Below are 19,853 nucleotides of genomic sequence, written 5' to 3' on the forward strand. Positions count from 1 at the left end.
CGCCAGACAGAACCGTAAGAGAATTATATTGAGCTGAACTTCCTCGGCAAAGCTTCCCCAACAACTGCTATTCTTGACTGAGAGCGACCCACTGGATTCCATTAACCGACTCACAGCAGGACGACATTTTATGCAAAAGTTCTTGCTCCTTACATCAGCTTTATTACTCCATGCTTTGACGCCTGCCAGTGCCAACGAAATCAACAAATGCGAAATCAATGGCAGGATTGTATACACCGATAAGGCCTGCCCCAATGGGTCCGGGCGGGAGCTGGAACTCAAGGCCATTAACGCCATGCCTTCGGCAACGCCACGCCCCTCCGTAAAATCAAGTGGTGCACAGACCGCGAAGGCTGCGTACCAGAGTGATCGCTGGTATGTGGATCATGCCGGTTACAGCCAGGCACTTGGTATCAGCAGGAGACGCAGTGCGCCGATATTCATTTACGCCTACGCGGACTGGTGCAAGTTCTGCCGCAAGTTCGAGGATGCGCTGCTGCCAAGCAGGGAAGCCCGGGAAACCCTGTCTTCCTATGTCAAGGTCAGGCTGAATCCCGAGCACAGCGACAGGGATCTTGCCCTGTTCGAGGAGTGGGGCGGCACCGGCTACCCTGCCCTGTTTGTCCAACACGCGAGCGATTCGGTGCCGCGCAAGCATGGCAGTCCGTTTGTCAGGGGCAGGCTGCTTTCCCCGGAAGAGTTTTCCCAGCGCTTCCAGTACGGCATTACTGCCGAAGCTATTCCGATCGACTGACCGGCGGCTCTGTGCTTCCATAGAACCATGAAGCTGCTGGGCACCTATTCCTCCATTATCGAAGCCAACCGCGTGGCGGGTTTTCTCCGCGGGCAGGGCATTCTCTGCAAGGTCTCCGACATCAATACCTACAACTACTGGGCCATTACCGGTGTCACGGAGGTGCGGGTGTGGGTGGTACTGGATCATCAGTGGGAGGATGCCCAGGCGCTGCTGGCTGATGATGCCCATGTGCCGCGTAATCCCTTGCCGGCTGAGGATATCGCCCTGCTGGAATCCAGCCAGCCGCGGCACTACCAGCAGATCATGCACGCCTGCATCGGCCTGCTGGCGGTTGTGGTGCTGGCGCTGTTTATTCTCTTTAGCTCCTGACCCACCGCTGCACTGCATACCTGCCTGCACAGGCGACAGGTTGTCGGTGGCTCGCTGGACAAGTATTCGCTATTGACCAATACTGTACATGTGTAAGGGGTATCCATTTAGCTCCAGTCCGGTCAAAACACCTGGATGGATATACAGACTTTAGCCCCAGTTGGCGGAAAAGACTACCCGCAAACCTGGAACGAATTTCTCGACTGGTTTTCCACTGAAGAAGCTTGCCTCTCCTTCCTTGAACGGCTTCGCTGGCCAGACGGTTATGTCTGCCCGCTCTGCGATTGGCAGGGTGAGGCCTACCGGGCAAGCCGTACCCGCCTGATGTGCCCGGCCTGCCAGCACCAGAACTCGGTGACCGCGGGCACCATCTTTGACAAGACTCGTACGCCATTGCGTACATGGCTTGCGGCGGCCTGGTATCTGACTAAGCAGAAACAAGGCGTGAGCGCCTTGGGTTTGCAGCGAGTGCTGGGGTTGGGTAGTTATCAAACTGCCTGGACAATGCTGCACCGATTCCGCCGTGCCATGGTTCGTCCTGGCCGCGACAAACTCAAGGGGTTTGTAGAAGTCGATGAAACCTACCTGGCTATCACAGACAGGCAAAACCCTATCTCTCCTAAAGGCAGAAAAAACAGTACTGACAAGGTCTTGGTGGCCGTTGCGGTAGAGATCCTGGAGCCCAAGGGATTTGGCCGGGTTCGCCTTCGCCGTATTCCCAAAGACTCCGCTCCCCACGTCATTCCATTTGTGCAGGAGGTCGTTGAAACCGGAGCACGGGTACACACGGACGGCTCGGCAGCTTACCGATCATTGACTGAACTGGGTTATGAGCATCAACGAATCGTGATGCTAGGGTCCGATGTACCCGCCCATGTGTCGATCGCCGGCGTGCACCGGGTAGCGGCGCTCTTACAGCGGTGGGTTCTCGGTACACACCATGGCTCGATACAACCTGAGCACCTGGATGCCTATCTGGACGAATTTGTGTTCCGCTTCAACCGCCGCACATCAAGATCTCGCGGCATGTTGTTCTATCGATTGATGCAGCAAGCCGTGGTAACGGCACCAGTGACCTACAACGATTTGACGGGAAAAACTTGAATCTCTCGGCCGCTGTTCTAGAATAAAGAAATACTGGATATCCATACAGTATTTCGATGTTGCTGGAGCTAAATGGATACCCCTTACATATGCACAGTATTGGTCAATCTAAACTGGGGTACCTGCCCCCTGCGTATTTGCAGTCGGGGAGCCCAGAGTATCCGGGAGCAGCGTCGTGAGCCTGTGGCTATGCCTGCGCTTTCACCAGTTGCCACTGCAGTGCCTCAATCGCTCCGAAACCCAGGCGGTGGTGGTACTGGCAAAGCAGCGGGTACTGCGGGCCAACGATTACGCCGCCGGGCTGGGCATTCGCGAGGGTATGGGCGCCAGCACGGTACGCGCCCTGCTGGGGGATGAACCGGCGCAATTGCTGGAGCGGGATACCGCCGCCGAGGAGCGCTTCCTGCAACAATTATGCTGCTGGACCTACAGCATCACCCCCAGCCTGCATCCCCAGGGAGAGGACTGCCTGCAACTGGAAATCGGTAGCTGCCTGGCCCTGTTTCGGGGGCTGGATACCCTGCTGGCTGAAGTAAGTAACGGTATTGCCAGCCGTGGTTTCCAGGTGGAGTATGGTCTTGCCGCCACCCCCGCCGCCGCCTGGCTGCTGTCGTTCAGTGACGCCGACCAGGCCCGCGACTGCGAGCGCCCCCTGCAGGAACGGCTGGCGCCATTGCCGCTGACCCTGCTCACGGCGTTCTCCGCTACGGTGGATTCACTGCGCCGGGCGGGGCTGCACACCCTGGGGGACATTTTTGCGCTGCCACCGGCGGCACTGGCCCGGCGTTGCGGCGCCCGGTTCAGCCATTACCTGCAACAGGTTTTGGGCCAGCGTGAAGATATCCACCCGGATTACCAGCTGCCGGCCACCTTCAGCGATGAATACTGGTTCGGCTACGAGGTACGCGGCAACGAAGAACTGTTCCCGGCCATGCAGATGCTGTTGCAGTCCCTGTGCCGCTTCCTGCGCAATACCCAACTGCAAACCGCGGAAATCACCTGGCAGTTAATCGGCATAGACCACTCCCTCCAGGATATCCGCGTGCGCAGCACCGCCAGCCACAGCGACTGGGAGAACTGGTACCAGCTGACCCGCATCCGCCTGGAGCGGCTGGAAGTGAAAGTAGGCGTAGAAGGCCTTAGACTGCAGTGCCGCCGGTTCAGCAGCGGCCAGCTGGAGAACATCGACCTGTTCAGTCCGCGCAAGCAGCGTGAACCTCTGGCCAGCCTGCTGGACAGGCTGCGCAACCGGCTGGGCCTGCAGGCAGTCAGAAAAGTTGGTTGCCGCGACGAGCACCTGCCGGAATTCGCCGTGCATACCTGCCCCGATCGTCCCGCCGATGAAGGCGAGGAATACTGCGCCCAGCGCCCTTTCTGGCTGATGCCCCACCCGCAGGGGCTGACGGAGCGCCGGCAGCAACTATTCTGGCAGGGACCGCTTGAACTGGTCTACGGCCCCGAACGCATAGAGGACAACTGGTGGCAACAACCGGTGAGCCGGGACTACTACATTGCCCGGGGCGAGGCCGGGCAACATTACTGGGTATTTCGTGACCGACTGGCCTGCGGCTGGTACATCCACGGCATTTTTGCCTGAACGCTGTAAAGCGCTCCATATAGCCTCGATAATTAGAGTGCCAATTCTAACTGCATGAGCGAAAATGCAACCATGGCTAAAACAAGGAGCACGAGGCAATCATGGAACTGAGCAAATTCCTGGTAGTGCACGACCCCACCCGGGAGGAGCAACCCGCCCTGGAGAGGGCGGCCCTGGTGGCGGAAAAACTCGGCGCCAGCCTGCACCTGTTTGGCTGCATTCACGGTGATGTATCCGGGGCCGACAAGCAGTCCGATGCGGTCAAGGCAAAACTCAGTGAGCACAAGCAACTCCTGGAGGCCTGCGCTGCCCCCCATATCGCCAGCGGCATCCCCGTCGTCACCGAGGTGGAATGGGACCAGGATTGGTACCACGCGGCCATTCGTGCCACTACCCGCAACCATGCGGACATCGTCTATAAATCATCCTATCGTCACCGGGTCAGCCAGCGGATACTCAAATCCACCTCAGACTGGACCCTGATCAGGGAGTGCCCCATGCCGGTCATGCTGGTAAAAGAGGTCGCGCGCCCGGAAGTGCCGGTCATACTGGCGGCAATCGACATCAGTGTGCGTACCGAGCCCTATGAAAAGCTCAATGAACACATACTCGAGGTAAGCCGCGCCCTGGTGGAAACCCGCATCGCCGATGTGCACGTGGTCAACGCCTTTCCGGATTTCCGGGTAACCCCGGACCCGCAGAAACTGATCGATGTCTCGGGGCTGGACAAGAGCAAGATCCACATCAGGCTCGGCCCACCTGACCGGGTCATTGTCGAGGAGGCCAGGCGCCTGGGCGCCAACCTGGTGGTGGTGGGGAATTCTCACCGTTCGGGGCTGGCGGCGCTGATGCACGGCAATACCGCCGAGAAAATACTCGACAAGCTGGACTGCAATGTCCTGGCGCTGCCCTAGGTCGACCAGGGCTATTTAAACAGGGAGTTGGCCATCCCCGGCAGCCCGCCGAGGCCACCGGCGCTTTCCAGCAAACTACCGCAGGAGCTGGCCACCCCAGCAATCCCTATACCGCCCTGCCCGCCTAAGGGCAGAGACGTGAGCATGCACTCTATGCACGCCCTTTATGGTTGCATTGTCAAGCTGCAAACAATCAGGCCTTTTTAACAAACTGGGACTTCAGTTTCATGGCGCCGATACCGTCGATCTTGCAGTCGATGTCATGATCGCCGTCCACCAGGCGGATATTTTTGACCTTGGTACCCACCTTCACCACCGACGATGAGCCTTTCACCTTGAGATCCTTGATCACTGTCACCGTATCACCATCGGCCAGCGGGTTGCCATTGGCATCAGTCACGGTACTCTCCTCCGCCGGTTCAGCGACGCCGTCGCGGGCCCACTCGTGGCCGCACTCCGGGCACACATAATTATCGCGGTCCTCGTAGGCGTAGGGTGAGGAACATTGGGGGCAGGAAGGCATTTCGCTCATGCTAAGGGGTGTCCTGGTTAGTGATCGGGGATAAGGCGCTCGCTCATGCTGGCAATAATAGCGCAACACTCACCAACCGGGGTAATCGCTGCATGCGCCCCGCGCTGCTGCCAACGGCACCCGCGTTTACTCTAATCGGCCCCGGTAATACTTGCAGCCCAGTTTGCGGAACTGCTTGTCGAGCTTGCGCCTGCTGCGCTTCCAGCTGTCCATCTGGCTGCCGCTGCCGCCATTGCGGCGCAACTCATCGTACCTGGCGATGCCGTCTCTCAGTTTCTGGCATTGCTCAACCGATGCCTGTTGTGCAAATGCATTAGCGCCCACGCCCGAAAAACAAACGCTTAACACCAGCAATGAATCCCTGATTCGCATAAGCCATACCTCCCTGTGTCAAGGCCATGCTAGCGAACCGGGACCGCTTGTGCGCCCTCAAAAGCGATCAAGTCAGCTCTTTTTCAGCCTGGCGACTGTAACGCCCAGCCATCCAGTTCCAGAATCCTGCCGGTCCACCGCGCATTGCCATGTCAGCTCCCGGGCCCTGCCGATACCCGCTGCATTCCCACAACGCTCAGGTTTCTCCCCGTCCTATCCACTTGTCTACAACAGGGGGCTTATAGTCCGCCATTCGCGCCAGCAATTGCTCGCTGTCCGCTGCCACCAGCAGCATGCGGCGATGCACCGGCTTTACAAACTGTTGCTCTACCGCGTGATCAAGAAATCCGGTCAGCATATCGAAGTACCCTGCCACATTGAGCACGCCACAGGGTTTCTGCTGAAAGCCAAGCTGTGACCAGGTGAGCACTTCCAGTAGTTCCTCCAGGGTGCCGAACCCACCTGGCATGGCGATAAAACCATCGGCAAGCTCCGCCATCAATGCCTTCCGCTCATGCATGGATTCCACCACCCGAAGATCGGTGACTCCCCGGTGGGCTACCTCCCGTTCGGCGAGTGCGCGGGGGATAACCCCGATAACCTCACCGCCGGCCTCCAGCACCGCATCGGCGATGGCGCCCATCATGCCGACACTGCCGCCACCATAGACAAGGTCGATCCCCCGGTCGACCATGGCCCCGGCGAGATTCCGCGTGGCGTCCAGGTACTCCGGTTTGAGGCCTGGACTGGCCCCGCAATAAACACAAATTCGATTCATCTTCAGCCAGTTACCTATATGCAACTCCCGGATTGAGCAGTCCTGTTCCAACAGCACAGTTACGCTGGATTACCGCCCTCAATATTGCCTTTGGCACAAATAGCACCAGCTTGCCGGAATTGCAGGCGTAAAAAAAGGCAAGCCATCACAGCTTGCCTTCCGGAAGTCACTGGCGCCGATTACTAGACGGCTACAATGTTCTCCGCCTGGGGGCCTTTCTGGCCCTGAGTTACGGTGAACTCAACCGCCTGGCCTTCAGCCAGGGTTTTAAAGCCGGAGCCGGAGATAGCGCTGAAGTGCGCAAACACATCGGGGCCGGACTCCTGCTCAATAAAACCAAAGCCTTTGGACTCGTTGAACCACTTGACGGTGCCAGTAGTAACATTCGACATAACAGATATCCTGTAAAAAAATATTGAAACGCCCTCTGAGGGCATGAACAGCGGGAAAACAGTACAGATATTTAACGACTACAGGACGAAGAACAACACAATACGACGAACGGGAGCAGGCAAAAAGCGACCAGATTTCTAGCTGAGAGCACAGTATAGACTAACCCTGGACAAGTCAACGCATTTCTCCGGCACTGCGCCGGATCAGTCGTCGCCTCGCTCGCGAGCGCGAAGCTGGGCACGGACAGTCATCCCCCGGTAAAGACCTACCCCCAGCACCAGCACCCCGGCCGCAGCAAGCAACCAGGCGCTGGTTTCAAACACCCGGTCAGCGGGAAAAAAGTGAAACAGGGCCGCCGCTGCCGCGAGCAGGGATAAAGCGGTGCGGACATAGGCGAGAAAGGTCCGTTCGTTGGCAAGCCTGGTGCGTTCCAGGGCTAACTCATCCCTCATCGATTGCTACTCCCGTCACCACTACCTGGCATGGCTGCCATACATTCCAAAATCAGGGTGGGCGACAAGCAAGGCGTGATCTCCAAATGGTGTTCAGCCCAAGCCGGCCTTTTGCGCCAGTGCCAGCAGCTCATCAAATTCGGGTTGCTCCTGGAACACCGCGACATCATCACCGACTCGCAGCCAGGGTTGCGCACTGCGGAACCAGACATGGGCGATTGGCTGCAGCGATGACGTATCATCCAGCGTACCGGGCTTCAGCGCCACTATATCCGCATGCCCCGGGGAACTGAACCAGAGCGCAACTCCGCAGTTACAACAGCTATGACGATGCATTCGATTTCTGCTGGCGGTGAAATCATTGATCATCAGCTCACCCCGGGTAAGCTCAATGTCCGAGCGGTTAAGAACCATGGACATACCAAAGGCGGAACCGGAAAGACTCTGGCAGTCGGTGCAATGGCATGCGTGTACGCTCAGCGCTTTGCCGGTTACCACATAGCGGACGGCGCCGCAGGCGCAACCCCCATATTGATCGCTCATTTATACACCATTCGCTGTGGGCTTTCTGTTAAGCCAGATTAAATTCCAGAACCCAGGTACTGGCGCACAAAGCCTCGCAAATTTGCTGAGAGTTGACTTTCGGCGACAGTTCCCGATGCAACTGCAAAGCAACGCTAGCGGGAGTTACCTTGCCCCACGACCCTGTACGCCAGCAAAGGCAAAAAAGTAATCCATACCAGCAACAAGGGCCAGAGTCTGCCGGAGAGCAGGTCATAATCCGCCAGCAGGCGGGCCCAGCTATGCCCGGCGACATAATGGCCGAATACAAATTCGAAGCTCAGCGTTAGCGCCAACCATACCACACCAATCTGTAGCGCTTGTTCCGGCGACGCCGGTGGCCGTTTTTTCGCCAGCAGCCACACGGCGGCGGCAAATATCACTGCGGCAAGAAAGGTGGATAGCTGGTGCGCATACAACTCCGGAAGACCGGGGCCGTAAACGACTTGACGCATGACGCCATTGGCCACCGCGAGGACCATCAGCAGCAGCCAGAACAGCAGATATATTGTCATCGTGCTCACAGTTCAGCCGACTCCGTGACTATTGGCAAATGGCGGCAAAGCGACCACCAACCAGCCTGACAAGATCCTGCGCACACAATTCGATTTCCAGTCCCCGGCGGCCGGCACTGATATAAATAGTCGGATGCAACTCGGCTGAAGCATCGACAATCGTCTGCAGCCGCTTTTTCTGGCCCAATGGACTAACGCCGCCGAGCACGTAGCCGGTTGCACGCTCAACATCGGCATGATCGGCCATTATAGCCTTCTTTGCGCCAAGAGATTTCGCTATGAGTTTCATGCTCAGCATGGAAGACACCGGCAGCACAGCGACGGCCAGTTCGTTGTTGCCGAGACTGACAACCAGCGTCTTGAACACCCTGTCCGCGGCAACGCCCAGCTTCTCCGCGGCCTCCATCCCATAGGAATCGCTGGCAGAGTCATGATCATACTCATGCACCGTATGGGGAATCCCGGCCTTCCTGGCGACATTTATACCCGGTGTCATGTAAAACGTGTCCTTTCAATTTAACCAGCAATGGATAAGGCTTCGGGGCGCGGCCAGCATCGGTTTGATACGGTAAACACCAGTCGCTCACAGAGATCCGTATTTTTTTGAATACAGCCGGTACCACAGGGCCAGCACGAAACAGATTGTTCCGGGCAACAACAGCGCTTTGAATCCAAGCAGAGCAAACAGGTAGGCCCCACACAAGCCGCCGATGACAAACCCGGCAATGATCAGCGAGAAAAGCAGTAACTTCCTCTTGTCAAAGCTATCTCCGCGCAGTACCGAGCCCACCAGGATGCCCAGGTCAGTAAAGATACCAGTGAGGTGGGTTGTGCGCACGACTGCCCCGCTGTAGGCAGTAGCAAGTGCATTTTGCATACCGCATGCCACAGAAGCAGCAAAGTGGCCGTAAAAGGACCCGTTTGACAGCAACCAATAGGACGCCAATATCAGACAACCCTCCAGCACCAGCGCAGTGTCGTAATGGCGCCCCAGTTTGAGGGTAGCGCCATGTACCAGGTACCCGGAAATAGCTGCTCCCAGAAAAAAGGAAATGAGCACGCCACCCAGGTGAACAGTGTTCTGGTAGGAACCGTTGAGAAAGCTCGTGCCCAGTAAAGTGGCTGTGCCCGAAACGTGTGAAACCGCCTGGTGCTCGAAGCCCAGCAAGCCGATCGCATTGATGCTGCCGGCGACAAAGGCCAGCACAAATGCACCATACTCGATCCACCTGGGTAATCTGGATATCAATTCCCGTACCTCAACATCGATTGTCGCTGGCCAGAGACCACATCAGTGCACATTCTCCGCGCGCCGCTTAGACGCAAACATATTCCACTCCAGGGCAGTTCTGCGCTATTGTCGGAATCCGTCGCAGTCTCCACCCTACCCCCGGCGGACTCGAATATGACTGGCGCTTGCATCAATTGCATTGCACACGACTCAGGCTGCGGTGACTTTCGCTTCCACCACGCCATAAAACAACACCAGAAATCCGCCAATCTCGGCGGCAATGAGTGACCACATAAACCAGCTGATTGCCGGCGTAATGTGCAGCAGTTGATTGTCGGTTTTCTGCAGCAGACCCTGAACCATGTAACTCAGGATGGCGAGGGCAAAATAGGTAATCAGGAGACCTGTTGCAACAAGCTCGACTATATCGGACAGCCGGCTGATCTGGACAAAATTAGCGATCAATATGGCGGCAAAACTATAGAGCAGAGATGCACGGTGCGCTATATCCACATAGGGGTGCGCCTTGCCGTCTTCGCTATTTGCTATCTGTATATATTTCCAGACACCGGTTAGCAGTCCATTCAGGAAAAATACGCCGGCCGCTATAACGGCGAGCTGGTAAGCCGTGATCATATTTACCCTCCATTCTGTCGGACCAGCAAAAGCCGGCAGGCAACACAGTCGCATTCATGCAGCCCGCCAAGCTGCCACATGTCATACAATACTCACACGCTATCGTGGCGGGTCAATATTGTTATTGATTGACGAGTTAACACGGAACCAGCCAGCGACGGAATACCTGTCCCTGGACGCCGGCAGTACCTCGTGAGGAAATTCTTCGCTGAGAAACACCACCACCGTACCGTAAAGAGGTACGATCTTTAATCCGACACGATCCTGATTGTCGCTATACAATACAAGCTCACCACCATCAGTGCTTGCCCATCCAGGGTTGAGATAGGTTACTACTGACAGAATACGATTTGCTTCGCCCCGGAAAGCGTCATAGTGTCGCTTGTAGTAGGCTCCGGGGGAGTAGTGGGCAAAATGGCTCTCAAAAGAAAACAGCCCCAGGAAAAGCCGTTGGTTGAGAAAACGCTGCAGCCTTGATGTCCAATCGATCCACCTGATTCCAGCGTCCGAGTCGCCCGTGATCCAGCAAATTTCGTCGGTTCTTACAAACTCGGTCCTCAGGAAATCCTCGCCGCGTCCAATGCCTGCATCTGTGTATTTGCTTGCATTCAGATCCTGCTGACAGGTGTACAGTGAACTGGAGATTTCTCCAGGAAGGGCGCCGGGCCGAACGCTGTATCCTTGCGCTTCCAGATCATCAGCGATGAGCGCGAATAGCGTTTCATCGGTGGTGTTGCCGTCATTGGCCCCGGGGATGCTGCTGAGTGCTACCAAGACTTACCTTCCAAATTTCCACAATCAAATTAAACCGCTGAGCCTGAGGCAGCGCTTCGCTTAAACTCGCCATGCTTGAAAAATATACACCTCACCTCACCGCTTGTATTTTAAATTACCAGGCGATGATTCCATACATCGTGGCAACTGGCCGGAAAACGGGCACAGCTCCAGGAGACTAACGCAAACGGGGTTAATCACCTTTTCAGGCACCAGCAATCCACAGCTCGGTCAACAGTGTGATACCAACTCCGAGGACCGCCCCAAGCGGTGGCGCCCAGTGGCGCTTCAGTTTGGATTGCGGTGCGATATCCTGGAACATCAGGTATACGATGCCGCCCGCGGCGATCAGCATTATGACCCCCAATGTGCGCGGTTGATCACCCAGGCCGTAGTGGGCGGACAGTCCTGCGATCGGCCCGAGGGGAACCAGCAGGAGCATGAACCACAGCACCTTTGCCGATTGTTGTGATTGGGACTTGATTAACTCCCGATAGGCATTAAAGCCCTCGGGAGCGTTCTGCAGACCGATCACTATTGCCAGCACCATTGCCAGTGAAGGCTCGGTCGCCACGAGGCCGCCCAGGGCTATCGACTCTGGAACGAAGTCGACAAGCATGCCGGTCAGTTGGGGAGCCTCGCGATGTTTCAGCCCCAGGCTCCTATCCAGAAGAAAGAATAAAAAACCCCCAAACATGAACACCAGTACGGCCACCGGCGATTCGCCCACCATGGATACACCTTGTGGCAGGAGTACTTGAAACACAGCCCCAAGGAGCAGGCCTCCCCCGAACGCGATAATAAAATGACGCAACTCGTTTTCAAGCCACTTTGGCCGGATATGCTCCAGGCTGGCGAGCAGGCCTCCAAGAGGCATACAAAGCCCGGCAGCGGAGGTCAGGATGACAATTTGCACAATCTCGGACATGTAGAATCTACCTGGGCCTGCAGCAGCCAGCAGGCTGCGATGTTCTATTATGCTTATGCGCTACGAATAGGCTCACATGTAGTCTCTGTCTTATCAGTTAGACTCACGCATCATTTCACGCCGGATTCTGCCGATAGCCCCCATGGGATTGAGTCCCTTGGGGCACACCCAGGAGCAGTTCCCGATACTTCGACAACGAAAGAGGCTGAATGGGTCGTCAAGATCAGTCAATCGCTGTTCTCGAGCCTGGTCACGACTATCGAGGATAAACCGTAGGGACTGCAGCAATGCCGCTGGCCCCAGGTATTTTTCCGGGTTCCACCACCAGGAGGGGCACTGTGAGGTACAACATCCGCAGAGTATGCATTCATACAGTCCATCAAGCTGTTCCCTCTCCTCCGGGGATTGCCGCCGTTCGATTGCAGGCGCGGCCTCGTGATTGATGAGCCAGGGCTTTACCCGCCTATACTGTTCGAAGAACAGGCTTTGGTCTACAACGAGGTCGCGAATGACCGGCATACCCGGCAGAGGCCTGATAATTAGCTGATTGGAGGCACCAATTGCTTCATCGACTGGTTTTATGCATGCCAGCGCGTTCTTGCCGTTTATATTCATGCCATCCGAGCCACATACACCCTCTCGACACGAGCGCCGGTACGCGAGCGTTGCATCTATTTGCCGCAAGTACTCCAAGGCATCCAGTACCATTCGATTACGATAGTCTTCAGGAAGTGTCAGCGACTGCATATAAGGCGCAACATCCTGTTCCGGGTTGTAGCGATATACCTGGACATTGATCATGGACTATCCTCCATTAGCCGCGGAGCAAACGCTTTGAGCCCTTTGTTCATGCCTGGCACCTGGCCTCGCGCTTTGCGGCAGAGTTCGAATCCAGCAAAGTAAGCGACTTCTGCTGAAAACAATACCCTCAGGCGGCTACAAAAGTATAACTGGAACCCGGTGAAAGCCGCCGAGAGGCGCTATTTCCCGCTCTGGCTCCTGGCCTGCGGCAATGTCGATTTGCCGCACCGCGGACAATAACGCCTGCAGCATTATACGCAACTCCCAGGTTGCCAGCAGACGCCCGGGACACGCATGTTTGCCGACCCCATATACCAGGTTGTCAGGCCCATTCTCGTTTGGTGAAAATGCATTCTGCTTGAAGACCGCTTCATCACGGTTAGCAGAGGTCCAGTGTAATTTCACTCTGGCGCCTTCGGGAATTTCCTGCCCGCCGATTCGAAGAGCACAGGTAGTCACCCGTCGATTGGACACAAAGGGATCATCGATCCGTAAAGCCTCGTCGATAAACGCTTCTACTTCGCTATTTGAAGCTTTCCGTAGCATATCGATAAGCTCTGGCTCTTTGGCAATTTGATGCACAATCACACCAACACACAGCGCGATAGAACCGAGATCACCACCGGTCCAGTTACGCAGAATGGAAGTAATCTCTGCTTCTGTCAGCTTTCGACCGTGTATCAAGTCATGACAAAGCCGGGTGGTTATATCGCTATTCTGCTGTACTTGCCTTTCCCGTCTGGGTCGGACAATTGATTGAATTATTTGATCGAATTGCTCTGCAACAAGCGCCATCTTGTCGTGGTTTTTCGACCGGGTGGCGGCGTGATTGTCAGACATCCATTTTAACAACTGCGGCTCCAACTCATCGGGCCACCCTAACCATGCGCATTGAGCGCGCACGGCAAATACGGCACCAATATCACTTACCGCATCCAGCACCTCCCCCCTGGGTAGTTCATCCATTAGTTCGGCTGCCACCTTTTTAAATACGGGAATGTAGGGCTCTAAGGCGTCTTCGCTCAAATACTGGTCGATGATTTTTCGATAATGAGTGTGTTCCTCGCCATCCAGCCCATTGGGGATTTGGAGGTAACTGGATACGTTGTTAGAAAAGCTTTCATGATCCAGTGCGGCGGCAACAACGTCGCCATGTTTCAGCAATACCCATTCACCAAGGGTATTCTTTACGATGGCATGGTGCTGTCGTAGCTCGTCGGTATATTCCCGCAGATCCCGCCCCTCGGGAGATATATCATCCGGGATGTGATCAGTCATGTGTTCTCCTGTACCAGCGAAAGCAATCTTAGCACCTTACCAGAAATACCTGCCTGTTAATCGATCAGCGCCTCAACAAGGCCGTAAGCGAAGCAAGCCAAAGAGGGGCAGTAAAATCTGCCACGGGGCCACGCGATAATCTTTCAGTCGCAGTTGCATGTTACCTGCTTCGGGCGTTGGGACGCACCAGAAACCAACTCAGCAGAACCAGACCGCCAAAGCCTGTATATAACGCGATGAACATCCATTCTGGAGCACTATAGTAGAGCATTTTGTGCAACCAATACTGAATGAACGAACCCGCATAGCCCTCTGCCCCGGCCTTATTTCTTAGCGCCACTTCCCAGACTGTTAAGGGACAGGCAACTCCAAGCCAGGACTGGGCAACGACAATGCCAATGGCTGTTAAATGGAGTATTCTGAATGTTCGATTTCTCACCCATAGCCACTGCCGAAAATACCCTGAATAGATAGCTACCAGCCCCAGCACCACGAATACAACAAAACACAGGTGCGCTATCAGTACCGTATCTGCAAGGAGTAACAGTAGCGATTCTCTCGACACAACTTCTACCCCGGGCGATCAATATGGACCGCATTGTAGCCGCAAAGCACCGAGACGGAGATCCTGCATCCGCTTGCTGTTGCCTGTGTGATCGACGGTGTTATGCGCGCCTCTCTACCCTCGATGGAGGATTCTCAACGTAGATTACACCACCGTTTGAGAAATTTTCGTCTTCCAGTGATAGCGAAAATATTGATGATCCCTCAGGACATTCAAACCGTGCATAATGATCGAAATTGCTATCGAAAACTTCAGCTTTCATAGCGCTCTGCCTCAGATTTTTGAGATAGCCTGACCAGAATTAATCGAATCTCCTCGCGGTTTTGTGTGCGTTCTTGCAGAAAAATATTAACTGGTTGGTTTCTCAAGCTCTTGAACAAGGTACCCAATCTCTTCAGCTTTCTCTGAAAATAGAGTATGTGCATCTGAGAGACCTCTGTTGTAGAAGTATGGCCCCATCTCTTTCGCAATAAAATCTATCAAAAACTCAGCTTCGAAAGCACCGATTTCCTGGTCCAACTCGTCGTTAAAGTAGCGCTTAATTTTACTCGCCATTACATCTGTTTCTTCCTTGGAGAAATTTATATCAGTCATCTACTTTACCTGAGTACATATTATGCTGACGTCAGCGGGCGCGCTGTAAGCGTGTCCGGCGACCGAAGGGGGCGTATTGCCCGCTTGTTATTGCAGCGCCGGAAAAGTATGGCCGATGGCCACGTTGCCGGAGCGAAAGCGAAGGCTTTAGGTTAACGATAGCTGTGATCCTGCCTGATGCGCTTTATACGCCTGTGGTTGCGGCGGCTGTAAGCCGTCCGTGACTCGCTTGTTAATTGCCCCGTTCATCGCGATCCTCAAGTAGGAAATTTCGGAGTCCTCGCTCACTGCGCATAACGTACAGTATAAAAACCTTACCCTTGGGGTGACGATAGAATATACGACAGGGATTCACCACGACTTCTCGATAGCGGCCAGTTCCAAGCTCTTCGGGTATTTTTCCTGATCCAGGATGCCGCTCAAGACGCTCAACGGCGGAGAATATTTCCTGGACTAACTTCTGCGCTGCCACAGGGTTTTCGAGCGCAATATACTCCGCAATTTCATTTAGATCGGATAAAGCTGGTTCGGTCCAAACTAGCTCAGCCATTTCTTCATTTTTGTTTTGGCTTCATTGTGGCTTAGAACCTTATTCTCTAATGCAGCGGATTCGCCACGCGCAATGCCTTCCAAAACCTGCATTCTTCGCTGGAGAGACTCATAATCTTCAAAATCAACCAGATAAGCCGATGGCTTTCCGTGCTCAGTTATAAGAACGGGTTCTTTAGACTCATGAAGTTCTGACAGGATTTTGGTGGCCTGGCGCTTTAGAGTGGTAACAAGTTCGGTCTTCATAAAGTGATACTATTCTATCACTCGATGTATAACAAGGGGCAACTAAACGCCAAAAGCAAGCGCGCGGTTACGCGTCGCTTTGCCTTTTCTTGTTAGCTGCGATATCTCGCAAAGATCCAGACACGTACTTGTGGATAATACTGGAGACTAACGTCTGATAAGGAATGCCTTCTTCAGATGCCCTGGCCTGCACCGCGATAAGGTCCCGATTCGATATGCGAATATTTATCCGTTTATCCTTCTTGAATGTATTGTTGGCAGCTGCCTCCAGTTCTTTCCTGCGCTCTTCCGTCAACGTTGATTCGAACTCGCCGGATTCTACCGACTCAAGGAGTTCCTTTTCCTCTTTTGAAAGTTTGACCTTACTCATGAATCACCTCTGAGATACAACTTGGTGAATTTTCCACTTGGCATCATGGTCTTGAGAAAAATTTCGTCATCAGATTCGACATACGGCACCAAGTAAGCATATTGATCTATCGCCACGACAAAGATTTTCTGGCGGGGATAGTCTTTTGCATTGGGGTGACAAATATCATCGAGAAGTCTCCCATTTTCTATATGAAAGATGGCCTCTTCAAAGGATCTGCCTCGCTCCTCGATGAGCTGTCGATTCTTTTCGGAGTTCCAGTTGAAGACTTTCATGGGACAGAGGCTAACACAAGCGTGTGCCTTTTGTCATCAATCAAAAGTATCCTCGGTGCAAGTAGCTAACGCCTCGAGCGGGGGCCAGCGTCAGCTGGTCCCGCGCCGAAGGCGCCATGCAGCCCTGACTTGTTACATGCTTTACAATGCGCATTTCCATGCGCATAATCTAAGCGATGCTTTTCAGAGATCATTTCTATGGACACTTTGTTTGATTCAGATGCGCCCAAGAAAGCCACAAACCTCAGCGTAAACAGTGATTTATTGAGTAAATCACGGGCTTTGGATATAAACCTCTCGGCCACACTGGAACAGGCTCTACAGGCAAAACTCGCCCAGGTTAGTGCTGAAAACTGGCGCACTGAAAATAGTAAGGCCATCAAAGCGTACAACGAGTTTGTAGAAGCAAACGGTTGTTTTGGGGCTGAGTACCAGGAGTTTTGATGCGACAGTTCGATGTTTATACGAACCCTAGCAAAAGCACTCGCAAGGCCTACCCCTTCATCGTAGATATTCAAAGCGAAATAATCTCCGAACTAGCCACACGAATCGTAGTTCCTCTGGGAAGGAAGGTCGACTTCAGGAGCGAACAACTCAAAAAGCTCACCCCAACCGTCGAATACGAAGGAGAAGAACTCCTGCTCTTAGTGCCCCAGGTTGCATCCATCCCTACCAAAGCCCTGAAGAATCCCATCGGGTCTCTGAGCCATCTGAGAGACGATATAGTTGCTGCCTTGGATTTCGCGATCACGGGCATTTAACGCTTCAGGCTGCGGGCTGCGAAACCGCACAGCGGTTGCGGCGTCCGCAGCCCTGACTTGTTATGTGTTTTCAACGACTGGCCCTTTCCTGGCGAGTTCGAGATCTATGGATTCACGGAATCGTCTTGGGTACATGAGTCTATATTGCGACCACCACTCTGAGCCGCCTGGGGTCGCGAGATATTCAAGCGCAAAAAGCAGGTGGTTTGGGGCGATCACTTGCATTTCTTGGCTCAAGTGTAGCTGCCTTTCCCATTGCGTAGCGACACCACCTATGAGTGGTCCAAGTACGCTGGCGAACCGGAGTTTTTCCTGCCCGTTTAGTTGGTTAAAATCTGCGAGCCCTGAGTAGAAAATAGCGCTCAACTCCGCATTTTGCGCTAATGCGAGCATAGCCGCTTCTTGTGAATTCGATTGGCCGATGGCCTCAGCAATAGCAAGATTTCGATTTTGCTCCAGTTGAGTGGTATTGGTGCGCAGCAACTTGGAATTTTGACGAATCTGAAACGCCAAAAATACTAGTGTCGCTATAACACCAGCGGCGCCAACTAGCTCTCCAATAGCACCTACAGCTTCCCAGTTCATGGCGCTACTCTGCAGAACACATAACGCCTCGGTTTGGGGCGGGCCACGCAGTGGGCCGTCCCAGCCGAAGGCGCCAACACCGACTTGTTATGTTTACGACTCACGGGACACCCAATAATCCGGGCGACGATGAAGATGAGCAATTGCAACGATCAGAATCTCATCTTGCTCCGGAGCATAATGGTAGATTATCCCGTACGGAAACTTGGCAATCAGACAACGTCGTGTCCCCGGGCTGAACTGTTGGTAGGAGACAGGAAACTGGCGTATACGAGATATTGAACGAAGCACTTCACTACAAAACCTGTCTCCAAGACCTGCTTGTTCTGATTCGTAGTGGGATACCGCTTCTTCAAACTCGAGCTGAGCGAGCTTGAGGAGCTTTACTTCCATGTCAGGAGGTCTTGAAGGCGTCAGCTAAGGAAATGGACGGTTCTTGGCCTTTTTTATAGGCGGACAGCCTGGATTCGGCTTCCGATGCCCAAATAGCGTCTAGTTCGGCATCCGGTTTGTCCAAGCTCAAAAGGATCTGCTCCGCAACCACCGCCCGCTCTTGGGCAGAAAGCTCAAGTGCTTGATCTATAACAACTTTTGCGGCATCTGACATAAGTCAACCTCATCCAATGAGACTCACAGGGTATGGTAGCGCTGCGAGCTATCCGAGTAAACATAACGCTTCAAGCAGGGGCGCCCAGCCGGCGCGGAGCGCCCTTGCTGCCTTGACTTGTTACGTGCACGGCACCAATATTGGGTATTTATTGGTACTAAAGGAGACGCGCCATGGCAAAGAACACCAGCATCACCTTGGGCGAGCACTTCGAAGGGTTTATAGCCCAGCAAATAGCCGAGGGAAGATACGCCTCGGCGAGCGAAGTCGTTAGAGCGGCACTTCGGCAGTTCGAGGACTCGGAAAGGAAGCTTGCCACGCTCAGGAAACTGCTCGAAGAGGGAGAAAAAAGCGGAAAAGCTGAATACAGCTACGAAGAGTTTATGAACGAGCTCGACGAAGAACTCGGCTAGTGGGGTCATTTACCCTTACCGAAGCTGCCAAGGCAGATCTGAAATCGATAGCAGCCTATACCCAACGCCGATGGGGTAAAGATCAGCGCAGGATCTATGCCAAGCAGTTTGACGATGCATTTCATATCCTGGCCGAAAACCCGGAAGTAGGAGCAGCATGCGATTTCATCAAGGCAGGATATCGAAAGTTTCCAAACGGAAGGCACGTAATCTTCTATCGCGAGCTCTCGGATACTGAAGTAGAGATTGTCAGGATTATTCATAAGCGCATGGACCTGGCCCGACAGCTAGAGGGCACGTAACGCCCACAACTGGGGCGGCCGGAACGGCCGTCCGGCTTGCCTGTGCTTGTTAAGGCTGCCATTGGATGTCTACTTTGCGATTGTGATTTGCGCAATCTCGAAGATATAGATTTATAAGGCTCTGATAGGGAACACCAGATTCCTCCGCCATATCTTTGAAGTATTCAATCACGTCTTCGCTTAATCGAATTGTTACGGACTTCTTTAGTTTTGAAGCGTATGGATTTTTGCGAGATTTCATCTTTGAAAAATCGTATTCCTTCTTCATGATCCTTCACCCTGATAGTATCGGCGCTCTGATTTCGTCGCTTTCCGTGCGGAGATAACACGAAGTTCTTCCATTCCCTGGCCCCGCTCACAATGAACCACCACCAGAACACGTGACTGGTTGCTAAGACCCAACATCAAGAAGCGATCTTCGTCTGCTGATTCGTCATCGTAAAATTGGAGTGCAAATTCATCGTAGAACACGGGGTAAGCGGCGTTAAATCTGCCTACTTGCCCCTGGGATAAGCCGGCACATTTTTTTCAAATCGCGGCAGGTCAACGTTCCACGGGAGCAGGGCCTCGAGCTTCTCCACCGTATCTGCGGCG

The 19,853-nt window shown here is 54.1% G+C and carries 33 protein-coding genes and 1 pseudogene; 9 read left to right on the top strand and 25 right to left on the bottom strand.

The window, feature by feature from the left end; translation table 11 throughout:
* Positions 1-130 precede the first annotated feature (130 nt).
* The 5 genes from DWB85_RS15675 (at position 131) to DWB85_RS15695 (ending at position 4,741) form a co-directional block, all read left to right on the top strand.
* On the top strand, positions 131-754 hold the full coding sequence (locus tag DWB85_RS15675) for a thioredoxin family protein (RefSeq protein WP_117956425.1): 624 nt from the start codon (positions 131-133) through the stop codon (positions 752-754).
* A 27-nt stretch (positions 755-781) separates the two neighbouring features.
* Positions 782-1,126, top strand: a complete 345-nt coding sequence (locus DWB85_RS15680) for a putative signal transducing protein (protein WP_117956427.1) — start codon at positions 782-784, stop codon at positions 1,124-1,126.
* A gap of 135 nt (positions 1,127-1,261) precedes the next feature.
* Positions 1,262-2,230 (top strand): IS1595 family transposase, encoded by a 969-nt coding sequence (locus DWB85_RS15685; protein ID WP_117956429.1) that lies wholly within the window; start codon positions 1,262-1,264, stop codon positions 2,228-2,230.
* 175 nt (positions 2,231-2,405) lie between these two features.
* Positions 2,406-3,827, top strand: coding sequence for a Y-family DNA polymerase (locus DWB85_RS15690; RefSeq protein WP_117956431.1), 1,422 nt, complete (start codon positions 2,406-2,408; stop codon positions 3,825-3,827).
* A gap of 101 nt (positions 3,828-3,928) precedes the next feature.
* The gene (locus DWB85_RS15695) at positions 3,929-4,741 is read left to right on the top strand and encodes a universal stress protein (protein WP_117956433.1); all 813 of its coding nucleotides are present in this window, start codon (positions 3,929-3,931) and stop codon (positions 4,739-4,741) included.
* Between the two features lie 193 nt (positions 4,742-4,934).
* Here DWB85_RS15695 and DWB85_RS15700 read toward each other — a convergent pair whose 3' ends face one another.
* The 20 genes from DWB85_RS15700 to DWB85_RS15795 form a co-directional block, all read right to left on the bottom strand.
* The gene (locus DWB85_RS15700) at positions 4,935-5,273 is read right to left on the bottom strand and encodes a zinc ribbon domain-containing protein YjdM (protein ID WP_117956435.1); all 339 of its coding nucleotides are present in this window, start codon (positions 5,271-5,273) and stop codon (positions 4,935-4,937) included.
* Positions 5,274-5,399: 126 nt separating this feature from the next.
* Positions 5,400-5,645: a hypothetical protein gene (locus tag DWB85_RS19425; protein WP_133300639.1), complete on the bottom strand. Its 246-nt coding sequence runs from the start codon at positions 5,643-5,645 to the stop codon at positions 5,400-5,402.
* A gap of 196 nt (positions 5,646-5,841) precedes the next feature.
* Positions 5,842-6,423, bottom strand: a complete 582-nt coding sequence (locus DWB85_RS15705) for an LOG family protein (protein ID WP_117956500.1) — start codon at positions 6,421-6,423, stop codon at positions 5,842-5,844.
* A 182-nt stretch (positions 6,424-6,605) separates the two neighbouring features.
* Positions 6,606-6,815: a cold-shock protein gene (locus DWB85_RS15710; RefSeq protein ID WP_117956437.1), complete on the bottom strand. Its 210-nt coding sequence runs from the start codon at positions 6,813-6,815 to the stop codon at positions 6,606-6,608.
* 204 nt (positions 6,816-7,019) lie between these two features.
* Entirely contained in the window at positions 7,020-7,268 is a 249-nt protein-coding gene (locus tag DWB85_RS15715) for a DUF202 domain-containing protein (RefSeq protein ID WP_117956439.1), read from the bottom strand.
* A gap of 93 nt (positions 7,269-7,361) precedes the next feature.
* Positions 7,362-7,811, bottom strand: coding sequence for a GFA family protein (locus DWB85_RS15720; RefSeq protein ID WP_117956441.1), 450 nt, complete (start codon positions 7,809-7,811; stop codon positions 7,362-7,364).
* 134 nt (positions 7,812-7,945) lie between these two features.
* Complete coding sequence (locus DWB85_RS15725; RefSeq protein ID WP_205422759.1) at positions 7,946-8,353, bottom strand: hypothetical protein; 408 nt, start codon at positions 8,351-8,353, stop codon at positions 7,946-7,948.
* A gap of 19 nt (positions 8,354-8,372) precedes the next feature.
* Positions 8,373-8,840, bottom strand: coding sequence for a Cys-tRNA(Pro) deacylase (ybaK, locus tag DWB85_RS15730; protein ID WP_117956445.1), 468 nt, complete (start codon positions 8,838-8,840; stop codon positions 8,373-8,375).
* Between the two features lie 87 nt (positions 8,841-8,927).
* Positions 8,928-9,551 carry a YoaK family protein gene (locus tag DWB85_RS15735; RefSeq protein ID WP_239017350.1) on the bottom strand — a complete coding sequence of 208 codons (624 nt, stop codon included), beginning with the start codon at positions 9,549-9,551 and terminating at the stop codon, positions 8,928-8,930.
* A gap of 234 nt (positions 9,552-9,785) precedes the next feature.
* Positions 9,786-10,211 (bottom strand): hypothetical protein, encoded by a 426-nt coding sequence (locus DWB85_RS15740; protein WP_117956448.1) that lies wholly within the window; start codon positions 10,209-10,211, stop codon positions 9,786-9,788.
* A gap of 99 nt (positions 10,212-10,310) precedes the next feature.
* Complete coding sequence (locus DWB85_RS15745; RefSeq protein WP_117956450.1) at positions 10,311-10,985, bottom strand: 2OG-Fe(II) oxygenase; 675 nt, start codon at positions 10,983-10,985, stop codon at positions 10,311-10,313.
* A 205-nt stretch (positions 10,986-11,190) separates the two neighbouring features.
* A complete protein-coding gene (locus DWB85_RS15750; RefSeq protein WP_117956453.1) occupies positions 11,191-11,913 on the bottom strand; it encodes a ZIP family metal transporter in 723 nt (240 codons plus the stop codon).
* Positions 11,914-12,006: 93 nt separating this feature from the next.
* On the bottom strand, positions 12,007-12,714 hold the full coding sequence (locus DWB85_RS15755; protein ID WP_117956455.1) for a succinate dehydrogenase iron-sulfur subunit: 708 nt from the start codon (positions 12,712-12,714) through the stop codon (positions 12,007-12,009).
* A 135-nt stretch (positions 12,715-12,849) separates the two neighbouring features.
* Positions 12,850-13,992 (bottom strand): cytochrome P450, encoded by a 1,143-nt coding sequence (locus DWB85_RS15760; protein ID WP_117956457.1) that lies wholly within the window; start codon positions 13,990-13,992, stop codon positions 12,850-12,852.
* Positions 13,993-14,152: 160 nt separating this feature from the next.
* Positions 14,153-14,557 carry a DUF2784 domain-containing protein gene (locus DWB85_RS19995; protein WP_117956459.1) on the bottom strand — a complete coding sequence of 135 codons (405 nt, stop codon included), beginning with the start codon at positions 14,555-14,557 and terminating at the stop codon, positions 14,153-14,155.
* Between the two features lie 348 nt (positions 14,558-14,905).
* Positions 14,906-15,151: a DUF2164 domain-containing protein gene (locus DWB85_RS15775; protein WP_117956461.1), complete on the bottom strand. Its 246-nt coding sequence runs from the start codon at positions 15,149-15,151 to the stop codon at positions 14,906-14,908.
* Between the two features lie 232 nt (positions 15,152-15,383).
* A complete protein-coding gene (locus DWB85_RS15780; protein ID WP_117956464.1) occupies positions 15,384-15,701 on the bottom strand; it encodes a type II toxin-antitoxin system RelE/ParE family toxin in 318 nt (105 codons plus the stop codon).
* Entirely contained in the window at positions 15,689-15,946 is a 258-nt protein-coding gene (locus tag DWB85_RS15785) for a type II toxin-antitoxin system Phd/YefM family antitoxin (protein ID WP_117956466.1), read from the bottom strand. Before DWB85_RS15785 ends, DWB85_RS15780 begins: the two co-directional genes overlap by 13 nt.
* A gap of 67 nt (positions 15,947-16,013) precedes the next feature.
* Entirely contained in the window at positions 16,014-16,316 is a 303-nt protein-coding gene (locus DWB85_RS15790) for a CopG family antitoxin (protein WP_117956468.1), read from the bottom strand.
* Positions 16,313-16,591, bottom strand: coding sequence for a toxin (locus DWB85_RS15795; RefSeq protein WP_117956470.1), 279 nt, complete (start codon positions 16,589-16,591; stop codon positions 16,313-16,315). The genes DWB85_RS15790 and DWB85_RS15795 overlap by 4 nt, the downstream gene beginning before the upstream one ends.
* 198 nt (positions 16,592-16,789) lie before the next feature.
* On the opposite strand from DWB85_RS15795, the gene DWB85_RS15800 reads away from it, so the two are divergent.
* Entirely contained in the window at positions 16,790-17,035 is a 246-nt protein-coding gene (locus tag DWB85_RS15800) for a type II toxin-antitoxin system CcdA family antitoxin (protein ID WP_117956472.1), read from the top strand.
* Complete coding sequence (locus DWB85_RS15805) at positions 17,035-17,352, top strand: CcdB family protein (protein WP_117956474.1); 318 nt, start codon at positions 17,035-17,037, stop codon at positions 17,350-17,352. Before DWB85_RS15800 ends, DWB85_RS15805 begins: the two co-directional genes overlap by 1 nt.
* Before the next feature lie 60 nt (positions 17,353-17,412).
* Here the strand turns inward: DWB85_RS15805 and DWB85_RS15810 are convergent, their stop codons facing one another.
* From DWB85_RS15810 to DWB85_RS15820, 3 genes are all read right to left on the bottom strand, one after another.
* Positions 17,413-17,937 (bottom strand): hypothetical protein, encoded by a 525-nt coding sequence (locus DWB85_RS15810; protein ID WP_117956476.1) that lies wholly within the window; start codon positions 17,935-17,937, stop codon positions 17,413-17,415.
* Positions 17,938-18,030: 93 nt separating this feature from the next.
* Positions 18,031-18,330 (bottom strand): type II toxin-antitoxin system RelE/ParE family toxin, encoded by a 300-nt coding sequence (locus DWB85_RS15815; RefSeq protein WP_117956478.1) that lies wholly within the window; start codon positions 18,328-18,330, stop codon positions 18,031-18,033.
* A 1-nt stretch (position 18,331) separates the two neighbouring features.
* Positions 18,332-18,544 carry an addiction module protein gene (locus DWB85_RS15820; protein WP_117956480.1) on the bottom strand — a complete coding sequence of 71 codons (213 nt, stop codon included), beginning with the start codon at positions 18,542-18,544 and terminating at the stop codon, positions 18,332-18,334.
* A gap of 173 nt (positions 18,545-18,717) precedes the next feature.
* Between DWB85_RS15820 and DWB85_RS15825 the strand changes: the two genes are divergently transcribed.
* Together DWB85_RS15825 and DWB85_RS15830 are read left to right on the top strand one after the other, a co-directional pair.
* Entirely contained in the window at positions 18,718-18,957 is a 240-nt protein-coding gene (locus tag DWB85_RS15825; RefSeq protein ID WP_117956482.1) for a type II toxin-antitoxin system ParD family antitoxin, read from the top strand.
* On the top strand, positions 18,957-19,259 hold the full coding sequence (locus DWB85_RS15830) for a type II toxin-antitoxin system RelE/ParE family toxin (RefSeq protein ID WP_117956484.1): 303 nt from the start codon (positions 18,957-18,959) through the stop codon (positions 19,257-19,259). Before DWB85_RS15825 ends, DWB85_RS15830 begins: the two co-directional genes overlap by 1 nt.
* A gap of 49 nt (positions 19,260-19,308) precedes the next feature.
* On the opposite strand, the gene DWB85_RS20000 is transcribed toward DWB85_RS15830, so the two are convergent.
* Both DWB85_RS20000 and DWB85_RS20005 read right to left on the bottom strand, forming a co-directional pair.
* Positions 19,309-19,527, bottom strand: a complete 219-nt coding sequence (locus DWB85_RS20000) for a BrnA antitoxin family protein (RefSeq protein WP_117956486.1) — start codon at positions 19,525-19,527, stop codon at positions 19,309-19,311.
* Positions 19,524-19,736, bottom strand: a pseudogene (locus DWB85_RS20005) (BrnT family toxin); the annotation flags it as partial. The pseudogene DWB85_RS20005 and the gene DWB85_RS20000, both read right to left, overlap by 4 nt.
* Positions 19,737-19,853 lie beyond the last annotated feature (117 nt).

Source organism: Seongchinamella sediminis (assembly GCF_003457605.1).
Taxonomy (GTDB): Bacteria; Pseudomonadota; Gammaproteobacteria; order Pseudomonadales; family Halieaceae; genus Halioglobus; species Halioglobus sediminis.